The sequence below is a fragment of the Colwellia sp. MB02u-14 genome, from assembly GCF_014076915.1.
Classification (GTDB): domain Bacteria; phylum Pseudomonadota; class Gammaproteobacteria; order Enterobacterales; family Alteromonadaceae; genus Colwellia_A.
In genome coordinates this window covers 239508-256241 of the sequence record NZ_JACGUX010000087.1, presented here as the reverse complement: position 1 = coordinate 256241, position 16734 = coordinate 239508, and the positions used below count along the sequence as shown (strand labels likewise).

Below are 16734 nucleotides of genomic sequence, written 5' to 3'. Positions count from 1 at the left end.
AAAATCATTTCATTTTTTACGTTGGATTCAGGGATAACACGGTTACTTTACTCTCTTTTAAGCCTTGCTTATTAAACGCTTGAATCAATTTTATTAGGCTGGTTCCTTGCCAATCTTTCTGATCTTTTGCGTAATAACATTGTTGTAAATAATTTATCTCTTGTTGAAATTCATCACTATTAATCTCGAGTAATGCTTCATCAAGCGTCGCAGTAATTGCTTTACCTGCTTTAGCTTGTAAAATATTTATCCAAGGTGAAATTAAAGTGAGAACAGCCAAACCTTGATTCTTTTTGCAGGCAGCCAACAAAGATAAATAAGCGTTATTATTTGGGGTTTTATTTTTAGATGTCTTGGCTTGCGAAGGTTTGGCCAGTTCTGCACTGATAAACCACGCTAAAGACGTCAGTAACCATAACGCTAAAAATAACCACTGCAACCAAGATGTCTGCGTAATTATTACTGTTTTAGCGGGCGCGAGATCTTTATTTTGATTGACATTAACTACAGTGGTGGCAGTTTCAAGTTCGCTATTAGGCAATACCGTGATTTTTTGCGCGGCAATAGTTGCGACTTGATAACGATTGGTCACAGTATTCCACCATGGAATACTTACTTCTGGTAACTGATATTCACCTGGCTTACTCGCAACAATAGCAAAATTTCGTACTTTCTGACTGACTAAATGGCCACTACTCATACCCGTATGTAACTGCGCTTGATCTGGATAGACTTTTAAACCTTTTGGAACTGTTATTTCAAGGATAGGCAGTTGCTCTTGTGATAAACCTGCTGCGGTCAAAGTGATGGTGCGAGTAATAGGTTCGCCCACCTTAAACGTAGCTATATCAGGCTGCCAATTTTGGTGAATAGCAAGTAAATCACTGGGTAACCAAGTTCCTTGAAATGTCTCAGGGATAGGACGCACAAGTAATGGGATTTTATCTCCAATAACACTCACCGGCTTAGTTTCTGAAAAACTAAACATATTATTTCTTCTGGTTGACGGCACTAAAATTTCGCCAGAAAAAACAGGTGATTTTAAAATAAATTTACCACTGTTTTTAGGGCTTATTGCATACGTTCTTTCAATAACACGATAGCGTTGACCGTTAATAACGGTATCTTCTTCTTTATCCTTTCCTATTTGAGTAATACTTGCACCTTCTAAGGTCGGCTCAGTTAGACTTCCACGCTTTAGCTCAGCAGCAAAGTGAAGCTTTACTACTAATGTAAGCTGCTGCTGAACATAGACTTCTTTAGCTGAGACTTCAGTCGTAATAAATATGTCTTGCTGCTTGTCAGCAAGGGGATCATTTTCAGCTAATACTTGAACATTTATGGCTTGAGATTTTATACCTGCGACTGTCAAGGCGGGAATGATGAAATTTCCAGCTTTCTTCCCTATAAGTAAGGTGCTCCAAGTTGTTGTACGGGTGGTTTTAAAGTTCACCATACTTGTTTGAGAACTCACTGAAGTTCGGCCAACGATAAAGTCTTGTAACAAAGCAGAGGTATTTAAAGCGTTAGTATCGACATCATCATCAATGGTGATTTTTAAAATAAAAGATTCATTAACCACTACAGGATTCTTATCGATAGTTGCACTTATTTGACTTGCAGCTAACGCATTACTTGTAAAAAGCGCATTACTAAGAATAATGGCTAATAAGGTTATAAATGTTTTCATCACTATTTTTACCACTTTTTTGTTCCTTTTGCGCTACTTCGGTTATTACGACGCTTTTGATATTCGAGCTGCATTTTATTTCTCAATAACATATACGGATCATCAGTTACTTTATTGAGTAATTGTTGATGTTTTTGCTCAGTTTCTTCTGCTAATTGCTCTTCGGCACGAATCTGAGCAGGTGTTTGCGTTGGCTTGTTTTTATCATCATCTTTCGCTTCACCTTCTTGGGCTTGCTGTTCTTGTTCCGCTTTGCTTTTATCTTCTTGTTCAGAATTTTCCTCTTTAGAGGGCTTGTTGTCTGAATCTTCTTTTTTCTCACCTTCTTGTTCAGCATCACTTTGTTGTGATGGGTCGTCACTGTTTTTTTGTTCTTGATCTTTATTTTGATTCTCTTGGTTTTGCTGCTGCTGATTTTCGTCGTTGTTTTTTTCTTTATTTTTATCTTTATCCTGGTTGTCTTGTTGCTGTTCCTCTTCCTCTTGCTGTTTTTTTAACGCTTCAAGATAAGTTTTATTGGCCTTTGCATCCTCATGTTTAGGATCTTTTTTCAGCGCTTGCGTGTAAGCTTCAATCGCTTCATCAATGCGCTTTAATTGTGCTAAAGCATTACCTTGGTTATATAGAGCTTCCGCGGTATCTTGTTGCTGAAATGCTGTTAATGCTTGTTCGTATTCTCCAGAGCGATAATAAGAGCTCCCCTGCCATGATGAATTTTCAAAACTGTTTGCTGCTTGTTGAAAAGCTTCAGCATTGAATTGCTTTTGTCCTTGCTGGTCTTTAGTTTGCCATAAATTATCCCAATAGCTTTTGGCAAAATTTTCATTTGGTACTTGCTCTGATGTTGCTATCGTACTCGGTTGAACCGTATTGGCTAGGGTTGAACCGTCCGCATAGCTCTTATCAACGGGTGTTATTAATAACATTATTGGCAATATGGCCAGTAAGCGTCCTCGGCGAAAGTAGGGCAGTAATAAGGGTAAAACTAATAATAATAAATAAGGGCCAGCTTCTTGCCATTGATCACCCGTATTTGAAGACTCTTTTTGTTGTTGCTCGTCAATATCAAGTGGTTTATATAATAACTGTTCAATATCTTTATTATTATTAGCAAGGGTTGCGTAATAACCACGGCCTCTTTTCGCGGCTCCTTTTAATGCTGATACTGATAATTTAGGAACGATAATTGAACCACTATTATCTTTCATCAACTCGCCATTATTGAGTTTTATTGGTGCGCCAGACCTTGTACCTATGCCTAACACATTCAAACGATGGTTGTTGCTTCGACTCCAATTAGTGATGTCTTGAATATCATAGTTGTCAATGCCATCAGTAAACCAATATATATCACCTTTGCTATGACCTGCATTAACGAGCATGTCGTGAGCAAGTGTCAGTGCTGCTAAAGGATTACTGCCGAGTTCTGGCATTAACTCAGGCGATAAAGAAGGTAATAACAACTTAATGTTATTAATGTCATCTGTTAGAGGGCTAATAGTAAAAGCATCTCCTGCATAGGCGACAAGCCCAATTTCGCCTTCATTTAATTGTTCAAGTAAATCAATGGCCTTGTAACGTGATCGTGTTAATCGATTGGGTGAAATATCAGTCGAATACATAGAGTAAGACATATCCATGATCAACACTGAGCCCCGTGCGGTTTGATAAACAGGTTGAGGCAGCTTTTTCCAGGTAGGTCCGGCTAAGGCAACAATCGCAAGTAAACCAATAATAAAAGGTAAAGTCAGTGACAATTTCTGTTGGCTGTGTTGTATATCAACTAAAACATTCGCTAAATGTTGCGGCAATAGCTGTTGCCAGCCTGATTGGCTTAAGCGGTATTTATTAAGTAGTTTTAATGCCAAAGCCAAAGCGATAATAGCGAATAGCCACCAAGGGCGAATAAAGTGAAAGTCAGCCATGTTATTTACTCGCTCCTTTTAACTTATATACGGGCAGGTTTACCCAGATTAAATAGAAAAATGATAGCAGTAACGCTATTGTTAGTGGCCAATAAAATAATGCAGTCAAAGGTCGCATTTGTTGTTGGTCTTGTTCTATGGGTTCTAGAGCATCAAGTAATTCGTATATTTCACTCATGTCTTTACTGTCGCGAGCTCGAAAGTAATAACCACCCGTTTCGCTGGCTAATTGTTGCAATGATTCCTCGTCTAATTCACTGGAAGGATTAATTTGGCGTTTGCCAAAAATTGAATTTTGGATCATAACATCTGCGCCAATACCAACTGAGTAAATGGTAATATCTTTTGCTACAGCAAGTTCTAATGCTTGTTCGGGTGTTATTTTACCGGCAGTATTTTGGCCGTCAGTTAACAGTAACAATACGCGGTTTGAATCTTTTTTTGTATCGAAGCGCTTTACTGCCAAGGCAATAGCGTCACCAATGGCTGTTTGTTTACCGACTAAGCCTAATACGGCTTCATCAAGCATCTGTTGTACTGTCTTTCTATCAAAGGTCATCGGCGTTTGCATATAGGCGTCGTCACCAAAGAGAATAAGTCCTAGACGATCACCTGTTCGACGTTCGATAAAGTCACCTAATAATACTTTTAACATATCTAAGCGATTAACCGTGCGACCATTTATTTGCATATCTTCTACTTGCATACTGCCCGACAGATCAACGGCGATCATCATCTCACGCCCTTCGGTGGGCACATTAACTGACTCACCTAGCCACTGTGGTTGACTGGCAGAAATAACGACTAATACCCAAATAAGTAAGAACAAAACTCGAGGAGACTTTTTGTTTTTAGCCGTATAAGTTTGACTTGAGGCATTTTGAATTAACAGAGGCATTTTTAATGCCGCTGTTTGGTTTTGATTTTTTACGGGTAATAGATACATGAACAAAGGTATTGGCAGCGCTAATAATACCCAAGGTAGTAGTAGATTAATCATGACTGTCTCTCATGTGCTGTTACCGAATTTTTCTTTAGCAACTTCGGCGGTAGTGCTTGACTGAGCCAAAGATGAGCGGCTTCCTTCAACGTTTCATTTTCTGGGTTGTCAGTGAGCTGATATTTGTTGTTAAATTGCTGTTCAGACAACAGTTGAAACTTTTCTTGTTGTTTAACGGGTAATTTTTTGAGGAAATAGTTTTTTAATGACTCACCATGTAATGAGGCGACTTCATTACGTGGAAAGTATTGAAAAGCAGCCCACTTAAGCAATGCGATGACGTCGTCATTGTTGTCGGTGTTTTTAAGTTTTGTTAGTGCAACCTTTTTGGCAAGATTGAGTTTTCGTCGTTTCTGCCATTTAACAATCATGAAAATTAAGGTAACCAATAAACCAGCAAGTAATATCCACCAGCCATATGCGATAGGATAATTATGGATCTGCTCCGGTAAATGAATATCTTTTAGTTGAGCTAATTGTTCAGACGGCTGTTTTAACGCTTCCATGAGGCGACTCCGTCGGTTAACTGCTGCTCTAAAGTTTGGCCTGATGAAAAGTGTAAAACTCTCGCGCCGGCCTTAAGTAATAAATCTTGTTTTTGTTGAGCGAGTTGACTGGCTTGTTGGTGATAATCTTTAGCCGATGCAGCGTCACCAATTAATAATTGCTGTTTCGATATTCCATCGGTTACGGCAACATTCATTTTATATTTACTGCTGGGTAAATCGTGTTCTAGCGGATCACTTATTAAACATACTACCAATTCGCAATGACGACTGATATGAGATAAGTGACGGATAGTTTCTTGGCTAATATGGTTACCGTCAGTGATCAAATGAACTAAACTTCCCGGTCGTGCAAGTTGCCTTAATCGTGCGCAATTTTCTTCAAAAGCGGCATTGGCAGAATCATTTAATTGCTCGCTAGACAGAGGGGAACTAGCGTGTGATTCGCTTTGACCTTGTTGTTGAAGTGACAGAGTGTGCTGATGCGTTTCAACTAAACTATGTAAGTAATGGAGCACGCCTTGCATACGGCTGCGCGGTTTTAATTCGCTATGCTTATGTTCATTAAAAATAATACCGCCCACTCGATCGCCTCGACCTTTAGCATGCCAAGTCACTAATGCGGCTAAATGTGCCGCTTGCACTGACTTAAAAAGGAGTTGGCTACCAAATAGCATCGAACTGCTTAGGTCGGTAACCACCAGTACAGGACGTTCAACTTCTTCGCGAAAAATCTTGGTATGGGTTTTACCTGTTCTTGCGGTTACTCGCCAGTCAATAGCACGAATGTCGTCGCCATTTTGGTAATGACGCACTTCGTCAAACTCCATCCCTCGCCCTTTACTGCGAGAGAGATAATTGCCCGACATTTGACCATGCTGACTTTTACGTGCAGCAAGATCAATGAGTCTAATTTTGTTTTGATATTGAATTAATTCATCAATAGATAATTCAATCCCATTACTGGCAATACCATTGAGCAGACTTACAATGTCTTGCTGATTTTGTTCTTTTTTTTGATTAAGCCACATAAATTTACTTACAAAATTGATCGTTCATTTTATTGATGTTGTTAAGCGACTTAAGCAACAGCGACTAAACTTAATAAGTGATCAAGAAGTTGATTACTGCTAATACCTTCAGCTTCAGCTTGATAAGTTAATAAAATACGATGACGTAACACATTATGGAATACGGCTTGAACATCTTCAGGGCTAACAAAATCACGATTATGTAACCAAGCTCTAGCACGTGAACATCGGTCAAGTGCTATTGTTGCTCGTGGGCTAGCGCCATATGCGAGCCATTTTTTTAATTGGTCGTCATATTTTTCTGGCGTACGTGTTGCCATGATTAAATCAACAATATAATTTTCAATCGCTGGTGCCATATGAATTTCCATCACTTGATCACGCGCGGCAAAAATATCACTTTGTGATATCTCTTTTACCGGTTTTTTACTTTCTTTGTTATGTTGAAGTGCTTCACCACGGTTGAGTTTTAAAATAGCTAATTCACTGACAGCATCAGGATAATCGATTTCAATGTGCATTAAAAATCGATCCAATTGCGCTTCAGGTAGTGGATACGTACCTTCTTGCTCAATCGGATTTTGTGTTGCCATCACTAAAAACAAATCGGGGAGTGGGTAGGTATTACGACCAACCGTAATTTGTCCTTCTGCCATCGCTTCTAATAAAGCCGATTGTACTTTTGCTGGTGCACGGTTTATTTCATCGGCGAGAACTAGATTTCTAAAAAGAGGTCCTGGTTGGAAAACAAAGGTACCGTCTTCAGGGCGGTAAATATCTGTGCCCGTTAAATCAGCAGGTAATAAATCGGGGGTAAATTGTACACGATGAAAGTCTGCTTCAATTCCTTCAGCTAGTGCATTTACTGCACGAGTCTTTGCTAAGCCGGGAGGACCTTCTACAATTAAGTGACCATTGGCAAGGAGTGCGATTAGTAAGTTTTCAACAAGGGCGTGTTGACCGATAATTTGTTGAGATAAGTATTCTTTTAAAGATGAAAAATGTTCAATTGCCATGCTAACTACCACTTACTTGTTTTTATTGTTAAACCTATGGGTATATATATAAGGTTCAGGTACCATAAAACAAGCGATTTTTACGATTTGACATGATTTTTAACAATTTATATTGGAATGAATACTTCACGTTTTAGCAGGGAGTTGTATTTATTTCATTTGAGGTTAGAATAAAGCAACAAATAAGTGGTCAGACCTCTTGGTCTAAAGACGATAAAACTAGATATTACGATAGAAGGGTAACACATGACAAAAATGAATTTAACGACTCGAAACGGAGAACGCATTGCTGTAGTGGCTGGTTTGCGTACACCATTTGCAAAACAAGCGACTGCTTTTCATGGTGTTCCAGCAGTAGATTTAGGAAAAATTGTCGTTAATGAATTGCTAAAAAAGCATGATATTGACCCTACTATTATCGATCAGTTGGTTTTTGGTCAAGTGGTTCAAATGCCAGAAGCGCCAAACATTGCACGAGAAATTGTTTTAGGCACCGGTATGAATGTTAATACTGATGCTTATAGTGTTTCAAGAGCTTGTGCAACAAGCTTTCAATCAACGGTTAATGTAACTGAAGCTATAATGGCTGGTTATGTTGATGTGGGTATTGCCGGTGGTGCTGACTCTTCATCTGTTGCACCTATTGGTGTTTCTAAAAAGTTTGCGCGTATCTTACTTGATTTAAGTAAAGCGAGAAATTTAGGGCAAAAAATTTCACTTATTCGCCAGTTAGGTTTAAAAGATATTATGCCTGTTCCACCAGCTGTTGCTGAGTACTCAACGGGTATATCAATGGGGCAAACCGCTGAACAAATGGCGAAAACTCATCATATCTCTCGTGAAGCACAAGATGAGTTAGCACACCGTTCACATACTTTAGCGACCCAAAGTTGGCAAGAAGGTAAGTTAACGGGTGAAGTGATGACCGCCTACAGTGAACCTTATAAAAGCTTTATTGAAAAAGATAATTGTATTCGTGAAAACTCAGAACTAGCGGGTTATAAAAAGTTACGCCCTTGCTTTGATAGAAAACACGGCACAGTGACTGCAGCAACCAGTACACCATTAACCGATGGTGCCTCTGCTATTATTTTAATGCGCGAAGGCCGAGCCAAAGAATTAGGTTATAAACCGCTTGGCTATATTAAGAGTTATGCTTTTGCTGCCATTGATGTTTGGCAAGATATGTTAATGGGTCCAAGTTATGCGACGCCATTAGCTCTTAAACGTGCGGGTATGGAATTAAAAGATTTAGATTTAATTGAAATGCATGAAGCTTTTGCAGCGCAAGCACTGGCTAATATGAAAATGTTTGCCAGTACTAAGTTTGCCCGTGAGCAATTAGGTCAAGATAAAGCGATTGGCGAAATAGACATGGCTAAGTTCAATGTTATGGGCGGTTCTCTAGCTTATGGTCACCCGTTTGCGGCAACTGGCACACGTTTAATTGTGCAAACCCTCAATGAATTGAATCGTCGTGGTGGTGGCACCGGTTTAACAACAGCATGTGCAGCTGGTGGCTTAGGCGCGGCAATGATTGTGGAGACAGACTAATGACTGCACAAAACGATAGCAACCAAGCAAACGATAAAGAGATTAACCAAGAGAGTAATAATATGAGTACGTTTACCTTAATTCGCCAAGATAATGGCATTGCTCATTTAGTCATGGATGTGATTGGCGAATCCATGAATACTTTGAAAGCTGAGTTTTCAGAGGAAATTGATACGGTATTAAAAGAAATACGTAATGATAGTACGATTAAAGGTATTGTTTTACTTAGTGGCAAAAAAGATTCTTTTGTGGCGGGTGCTGATATTAATATGCTGGCAAGCTGTCAAAGTGCGAGCGAAGCAACGGCTCTTTCTCGCAATGGGCAAATGATTTTTGATCAAATTGAAAGCCTTTCAATTCCTGTGGTTGCGGCTATTAATGGTGCTTGCCTAGGCGGCGGACTTGAACTTGCTATGGCGTGTCATGCACGTATTTGTAGTGATAATATTAAAACAGCATTAGGTTTACCTGAAGTACAGTTAGGGTTATTACCCGGTAGCGGTGGCACACAACGTTTACCAAAATTGGTGGGTATTCAAAAAGCATTAGACATGATGTTAACGGGAAAACAGCTTCGAGCAAAACAAGCGTTAAAGGCGGGTTTAATTGTCGATGTTGTACCTAATAGTATTTTAGTTTCTGCTGCAGAAAACTTAGTGCTAGCGGCACAAGGCAAAGCCAGTAAAATTAAGAAGAGCCAACGAAAAATCAGTGTGCTAGACAAAGCACTTGAAGGTAATGCGGTTGGCCGTAAGATAATATTTAATCAAGCGACTAAATCTGTATTAGCGAAAACAAAAGGAAACTATCCTTCGCCACTTAAAATTATTGATTGTGTGCGTAGCGGTATTGAAAAGTCATCAGTGCGTGGTTACCAAACAGAAGCCGATCATTTTGGTGAATTAGTGATGTCACCAGAGTCAGCACAATTAAGACAGATTTTCTTCGCCACTACCGACATGAAAAAAGAGCAGGGCATCGAAGGTGTTAATGCTAAGCCGATTAGCCAAATTGGCGTTTTAGGTGGCGGCTTAATGGGCGGTGGTATTGCTTTTGTTAGTGCAACTAAAGCGAATGTTGATGTACGTATTAAAGATATTGCGCCGCAAGGTATCAGCCATGCGATGAAATATGGTTATGACATACTTAACAAAAAAGTTAAACGTCGCTTTATGTTGAAAAGTGAAATGCAAAAGCAATTGGCTAAAATTACGGGTTGTGTTGATTATAGCGGTTTTAAAAATGTTGATATGGTTATAGAAGCTGTTTTTGAAAACTTGTCATTAAAGCAAAAAATGGTTGATGACATGGAAAGTATTTGTGCTGAAGACACTATTTTTGCGAGTAATACCTCAAGTTTACCGATTGGGAAAATAGCAGCAAAAGCTTTGCGCCCTGAAAACGTAATTGGTTTACATTACTTTTCTCCAGTAGATAAAATGCCGTTAGCCGAAATTATTGCTCATTCAAAAACCTCTGATCAAACTATTTCAACGACAGTTGCTTTTGCTAAAAAACAAGGCAAAACGCCGATAGTTGTTAAAGACAAAGCGGGCTTCTATGTGAACCGTATATTAGCGCCTTATATGAATGAAGCTGCTTTGTTATTGTTAGAAGGTGAGTCGATTGGAAAGTTAGATAAAGCACTGGTTAAGTTTGGCTTCCCTGTTGGTCCCATACAATTACTCGATGAAGTCGGTATTGATATAGGCGCTAAAATTGGTCCTATTTTACAAGCTGAATTAGGCGAACGCTTTGCGGCACCAGAAGCATTTAATAAACTTATTTCTGATAAGCGCTTGGGTAAAAAAGTGCAGAAAGGCTTTTACCTCTATAAAGATAAAAACGGCAAAAAAGTCACCAAAAAACTTGTTGATGAATCTGTCTATCCATTATTAAATATTATCATTAAAGATCAAAAAACGAATGATGAGCTTGTGCAACGTTGTGTCTTTATGATGTTAAACGAAGCCGCAAGATGTTTAGACGAAGGTATTATTCGCAATGCAAGAGACGGTGATATCGGCGCTATTTTTGGTATTGGTTTTCCTCCATTCTTAGGTGGACCATTCCATTATATCGATACGTTAGGTGCAGAGGTAATTGTTAATAAGTTGAACTTGTGGAGTAGTGAACTAGGCGAACGCTTCAAGCCTTGTCAGGCATTAATTACCATGGCTGAAACCGGTAATAAATATTATTAGCAACAGGCAATGTTATGCCACCTTGGTGGCAATTTAACGAAAAAGAGGCAATTTAAAGCCTCTTTTTTTATGCTTTTTAACCTGTAAAAATAAGTTGAATAAATACTCTAAATTAGTTATATTTTACTAATAAAGTTTTAGCCATTCTTTAAGTCGGTTTAGCGGTAAATATTATGTTGTTATTTTTAGCGGTTGTCAGTGTTGTTTGTTCGATGTTCTTTTACTGCCAGGCATTACGTAGTGGTTTAGGTTTGAAGCGTTGGGCATGTGCAGGATTAGTGTTTGGGCCTTTTATTTGGCCAATGTTCTGTATGAATAAACGTATGAAGGTGAATAAGATGTTTGGCTTTAATACATTAATTTTAAAAGCTTAGACGCTTTTAAAATTAATTTTTCTTTACCACTCTAGGTAAAATAAGACAGCTACATTCCTTGTAGCAAACAGTGTCTTTCTTCAAACTAACCATTGAAAATAGTGGTTCAATGATTATTACTTCCACCACTTACTTGCAGGCATTTCTTTAATTTCAATGCTAGCAGCAATAGGGTTTGCTGTGGTCTTTGGTAAAAATAAAGCTTTAAATAAGTTAATCATTATGAACTCCTAGATACGAACTTTACCTTCTCTAATACCAATACGTACTTTACCTTCTCTAATTCCAATACGAACTTTACCTTCTCTAATTCCAATACGTACTTTACCCTCTCTAATTCCAATACGTACTTTACCTTCTCTAATTCCAATTTCATTCATCATTAATGAATCAGACTCTATTACTGGAACAGGTGAAGTTGACATCGCTAGAGATAAAATAAGTGAGCTAAGCATTCATATTTCCTTAATTGTTATTATTAATTTCATGAATGTCAAAGCATATAGTGTGCCAAAAATTAAAAGCCTTATTTAATAAGGCTTTTAGGGAGAGGGGGGGGGGAAATCGTATTATTGTCAAAACTTTGTTAAAGGCAGTGCCGTCGTTTAGTTACTTTATTTACAAAGTGACATTAACGTGACGTTTTGCCAAAATTAGTCGATTTGTTCGTTATTTGGTGTGAGAGTAGATATTTCTGAAAGTCATTTTCTGGCAAGGGTTTGCTATAGAGATAACCCTGTAATTGCTCACAGCGTAAACCAGAAAGAAAACTCAGCTGTTGATTAGTTTCAACCCCTTCAGCGACTACTTGCATGCCTAAGTTATGTGCAATCGTTACTATGGTGGCAACCATGTTACGCCCTTGTTCAGACTCTTCGATGTCATCCACAAAAGCTTTATCAATTTTTAAGGTATTAAGCGGAAACTTCTTTAAATAAGCGAGCGATGAATAACCCGTACCAAAATCATCAAGTGATAAGTGAATACCCATCGCACGAATTTGTAACATAATATCAATGGCTTTTTGTGGAGAGTCCATTACCGTACCTTCCGTTATTTCTAATTCTAGGTACTTAGCCGGTAATTGACTTTCTTTGAGAATGTCAGCAATCATGCCAACCAAATTAGGCTGGGTAAATTGCACTGCTGATAAATTGACCGCAACACGACCTATAAATAATCCGGCATCAACCCACTTTTTTGTGGCAAAACATGACTTTCTTAAAACCACTTCGCCAATGTCAATTATTTGGCCTGTTTCTTCAGAGATAGGGATAAAAGTTATCGGACTGATAATGCCTTTTTTAGGTGTCTCAAAACGCACTAACGCTTCCATACCGGCAACTTTACCAGTAGAAATTTCAATTTTAGGTTGATAGAAAACTGAAAAAGAGTCTTCTTTTAAGCCATGGCGTATTAAGCTTTCTACTTGTAAGCGTTTTACGGCGGCTTTGTTCATTGAGTCACTGAAGAATTGGTATTTATTACCGCCATTATTTTTTGCGTGGTACATGGCCGTATCGGCATTTTTCAGTAGCTCTTGCGGGGATATGCCATCTTCAGGATAAAGTACAATACCTAAGCTACTAAAAAGCACCACTTCTTGGTTTTTTAGTTTCAGTGGCTGGGCAATGGTCATTAGCACATCTTTAGCAATACTGGTGATCGTATGGATATCGTTGGTGTTTTCAATAATAATACTAAATTCGTCACCACCTAAGCGGTAAACCGTATCTTGCTTTCTGCCAACAGCTTGCATTCTTTTTGCTACTTGGCATAAAAGTACGTCTCCTACTTCGTGTCCCATAGAGTCATTAATCTTTTTAAAATTATCTAAATCAAAAACCAATAGAGCATGAGGGGCTTTTTTATTAACTAGCAGAGTTTGATTAGCTTGAAAATATGAACGATTAGGCAGGCCTGTTAATGTATCGCTATTGGCTAGTTTTCGCAGTTCGGCTTCTGTTTCTTTGCGTTTAGTTATATCAGAAAACACACCAACAAAATGAGAAATACTTTTATTCTCATCAAGTATCACATCGATATTAATGTCGGTTAAATATACTTCGCCATTATCACGTTTACTTTCGATTTCGTCGTGCCAACTGCCTTTGGTTATTAAGTGCTTTTTTACATCTTTGGTGAAACTTTTTGGGTATTGGGCAAATTCTAACGTTATACCAAGCATTTCTTTACGCGTTTTTTGGGTAATGCGCTGGTAAGATTTATTGACATCAACAATATTAAAAGCACGATCGTATATAACAACCGCATCTGAAATATTCTCAATACACTTGGCAAATAATTTTAAACGTTCATCTGCTTTTTTTATGCGGCTTATATCTTTTAAAGTACCTGTCATGCGGGTTGGGGTACCTTTTTCATCACGTTCAACTATTTTTCCGCGGTCAAGTACCCATATCCATTTATCATCTTTATTCTTTACACGGTATGTTGCTTCAAAATGGTCAGTATCGTTATCGAAATGGTCATTTATCGCGTCACGAACACGCGTAATATCGTGCTCATTAATGTTGGTCTTATCGGAGCCAACGTTGCGTTTTCCATCTTGTGGGAACTCTAAAATACCCCAAATATTTGAGCGATATATCTTGCCAGTTACTATATTCCAATCCCACATTTCATCGCCACTGCCCCATAAAGAAAGCTTCAAACGCTCTTCGCTTTTTTGAATTTGTAAGTGAAATAAACGCTTATGGCGTATTTGCTGAACAAAATAAGCAATAACTAATAAAATAAATAGGGCATAAACACTAATGGCGCTTTTTGATAACCACCAAGGAGCCAGTATATGAATGTTTAAGGTAGCCTTTTGACTTGGAACAGTACCGAGTAAATCATAGGCTTCAACTTCAAAGCTGTAGTCACCCTGACTCAGGTTGGTATAGGTCGCTCGGTAGTTATTTTTACCCGCCTCGATCCAATTCTCTTCTAAGTTTAATAAACGATATCGGTAGCCTATTTGGTCAGGATATTTTGCATTGGGCGAAATAAACTCAATGGTAAAGGGGGATTGTTTGTGTTTTAAGGTTAAATTATTTAACTGACTTAGCTGTTTACTTAAAGAGAACACGCTATTACTTGAAGGGCCTTCTTCATCATTTACATTAATTTTTTTATTCGCTATCAATAAATTTGTTAATTTTGGCGAATTCAATCGTTGGGTAATCTTTATTACTTTTTGTGGGTTAAATTTATATACACCATCACGACTACCGAAATAAAGTTCATTGTTAATTGTTTTTAAAGCGGAATTGTCGATAAACTCATTATCAGCAAGGTGTAGATCCTTACCAAAGTTTTTAACTTGTTGAGTTGTGGGATTAATAAAAGAAATCGCTCCATTCGTTGTAAACCAAGCATTTTCTTTATTATCTAACAAAACAGATTGAATTGAATTGTTTAATAACTTGTTGCTTTGATTAAAGTAAGTAGTTTTCTTATTTTTCTTATCATAAAGTAAAATACCTTGCTTAGATGTTAGCCAAACCCATAAGTCTGAAACTTTTATTGAAGTTATCTTGATTGTTGATAAATATTTAATACCTTTAATATTATGAACATCAAACTTTCTTTGGTTATCTGAAGGTATCGATAAGTCAAAAGAGAGCAATTTGTTATTTTTCGAGGTTACCCAAATGGTATTATTTTTATTATCGATATCAAAGGTTGTTAAACGTTTATTATCTTGTGGCTGGTATCGTTCAAAGTCATTTGTGGATATCAGATAGGAAGTAAGGTGGCCATTGGTATCTATAAACCAAACTTTATTATTAAAAATTTTAAAAGGATAGCTTTGGTCATAAAGTGAATTTTCTTTCCAACTTTCAACTTTTACTGTTTTTTTAGAAGTAACGTTATAAATAAATAATTCACCGGAGTCGTTATCTGAAGAGGTGTTTATCCATAAATTATTCTTATTATCTGCTTTTATATGATCAATATATTTATTTTTAATTGCATTAATATAATTACCTGAGGTCGTACTTTTTATATAATTCAATCCGGAATTTCGTTCATTAAACCAAACTTTTCCGTCCGTTGTTTCAGCTAATAACTCAATGTAACCACTAGTGTTACCATTTGAATAATGCTTAAAATGAAGCGAGTCATTAAAAAAAATATTTACGCCTTTTCCGTATGTCGCAAGCCATAAATTACCCGTTATATCTTTAATGATTTTAAAGGTTCTATTTTCTGAAAGACTGCTAGGTATTTGATTTTTTTGATAGGTTCTTATACTTTTTAAACTTGGATCTATAATATTTAAACCATTTTCAGTGCCAACCCAAATTGTTGAGTCATTACTTAGCACTATACTTCTGACTTTATTGGAAATAAGTCTATTGGTTGGATGAGTAGTGTTATAGGTATCAATTGGGTTATAATTTTCATCTAAGACAAAGATGCCATTATCTGTAGCTAACCAGTAGTTACCCTTAATTTCTTTTATGTCAAATAATGAATTAGCTGGTATGGTTATGTGAAATTTATTATTTTTCTTTTGTAATGACGCAGAGTAATTTAAGTTTTCATTAACTAAGAAAATACCATTATCGTAGCTGCCAAACCAAAAGTTTCCTTTCAAATCTTGGTAAATCGTTTTTATTTCTTTTAATTCATTTTCGAGTCCGTGAATTTTTATTTGTTTAAAATTATTATTTGCTTCGTTAAATTTATGAATACCATTTGTGGTAGATATCCAAATAGTTCCCTTTTTATCTTGATAGATATCCCAAATCACATCGTCTTTTAATGATTCATTATTACTTTCTTGATGATAAAAATTTTCAAAGTTATCAAGTAGTACGTTATATTTACTTAGGCCTTTTTCAGTTCCCACCCAAAGAACACCGGTATTATCAATAAATACTTTACGAATAAAGTTATGCGCAATCGAATTAGGATCGGCTAAATCTTTTCGATAATGTACGAAGTTTTTTCCATCGTATCTATTGAGACCATCTTCTGTCGCTATCCATATAAAACCATCGAGATCTTGGGTAATATCAAAGACGTTATTTTGGCTTAAACCATCAGAAGTTAATAAATGCTTGAATTTTAAAGCTGCTTGGCTGGATAGTGAGCTGTTTTTTGCAATGAGATTTTCTGTTGTTGTTTGTTCAGCCAAAGCACTTTGGATACCAAATATTAACGTGAGAGTGAGTAAACATAAAATGCAGAAGAACTGTTGTGATTTTATCAGATGAGTCTTGGGAAAAAAATTAAGCACAAATACAACCTTGGATAGAAGCTTCAATTAGGCTTATTTACACGATTAATATTAAAAACAACCAGAAAGAATATTTAAATAAAGAGTAGACTGGTGTTAACTGAGTAAACTAAGCAAGCAATTTTATTATTTTTGTTATTCGTATTGCATACATCACATTAAAAATGATGCCTAGGGCTA

Annotated in this window: 11 protein-coding genes; 3 read left to right on the top strand and 8 right to left on the bottom strand. The window is 37.1% G+C overall.

Going from position 1 to position 16734, the window contains the following annotated elements; genetic code table 11:
• Positions 1-16: 16 nt before the first annotated feature.
• The 6 genes from H4J52_RS17510 to H4J52_RS17485 are packed head-to-tail and all read right to left on the bottom strand — an operon-like array spanning position 17 to position 7168.
• Positions 17-1690 (bottom strand): BatD family protein, encoded by a 1674-nt coding sequence (locus H4J52_RS17510; RefSeq protein ID WP_182225317.1) that lies wholly within the window; start codon positions 1688-1690, stop codon positions 17-19.
• A gap of 8 nt (positions 1691-1698) precedes the next feature.
• The gene (locus H4J52_RS17505) at positions 1699-3615 is read right to left on the bottom strand and encodes a VWA domain-containing protein (RefSeq protein ID WP_182225316.1); all 1917 of its coding nucleotides are present in this window, start codon (positions 3613-3615) and stop codon (positions 1699-1701) included.
• A gap of 1 nt (position 3616) precedes the next feature.
• Positions 3617-4615, bottom strand: a complete 999-nt coding sequence (locus tag H4J52_RS17500; protein ID WP_182223351.1) for a VWA domain-containing protein — start codon at positions 4613-4615, stop codon at positions 3617-3619.
• Entirely contained in the window at positions 4612-5121 is a 510-nt protein-coding gene (locus tag H4J52_RS17495) for a DUF4381 domain-containing protein (protein WP_182223352.1), read from the bottom strand. Before H4J52_RS17495 ends, H4J52_RS17500 begins: the two co-directional genes overlap by 4 nt.
• Positions 5109-6152, bottom strand: coding sequence for a DUF58 domain-containing protein (locus H4J52_RS17490; protein WP_182225315.1), 1044 nt, complete (start codon positions 6150-6152; stop codon positions 5109-5111). Before H4J52_RS17490 ends, H4J52_RS17495 begins: the two co-directional genes overlap by 13 nt.
• Before the next feature lie 50 nt (positions 6153-6202).
• Positions 6203-7168 carry a MoxR family ATPase gene (locus H4J52_RS17485; RefSeq protein ID WP_182225314.1) on the bottom strand — a complete coding sequence of 322 codons (966 nt, stop codon included), beginning with the start codon at positions 7166-7168 and terminating at the stop codon, positions 6203-6205.
• Positions 7169-7414: 246 nt separating this feature from the next.
• Between H4J52_RS17485 and fadI the strand changes: the two genes are divergently transcribed.
• From fadI to H4J52_RS17470, 3 genes are all read left to right on the top strand, one after another.
• The gene (gene fadI, locus H4J52_RS17480; protein ID WP_182225313.1) at positions 7415-8722 is read left to right on the top strand and encodes an acetyl-CoA C-acyltransferase FadI; all 1308 of its coding nucleotides are present in this window, start codon (positions 7415-7417) and stop codon (positions 8720-8722) included.
• The gene (fadJ, locus tag H4J52_RS17475; RefSeq protein ID WP_182223355.1) at positions 8722-10926 is read left to right on the top strand and encodes a fatty acid oxidation complex subunit alpha FadJ; all 2205 of its coding nucleotides are present in this window, start codon (positions 8722-8724) and stop codon (positions 10924-10926) included. Before fadI ends, fadJ begins: the two co-directional genes overlap by 1 nt.
• A gap of 173 nt (positions 10927-11099) precedes the next feature.
• The gene (locus H4J52_RS17470; RefSeq protein WP_182223356.1) at positions 11100-11300 is read left to right on the top strand and encodes a hypothetical protein; all 201 of its coding nucleotides are present in this window, start codon (positions 11100-11102) and stop codon (positions 11298-11300) included.
• Positions 11301-11530: 230 nt separating this feature from the next.
• On the opposite strand, the gene H4J52_RS17465 is transcribed toward H4J52_RS17470, so the two are convergent.
• Positions 11531-11755, bottom strand: a complete 225-nt coding sequence (locus H4J52_RS17465) for a hypothetical protein (protein WP_182223357.1) — start codon at positions 11753-11755, stop codon at positions 11531-11533.
• 176 nt (positions 11756-11931) lie between these two features.
• Positions 11932-16554 (bottom strand): EAL domain-containing protein, encoded by a 4623-nt coding sequence (locus H4J52_RS17460; protein ID WP_182225312.1) that lies wholly within the window; start codon positions 16552-16554, stop codon positions 11932-11934.
• Positions 16555-16734 lie beyond the last annotated feature (180 nt).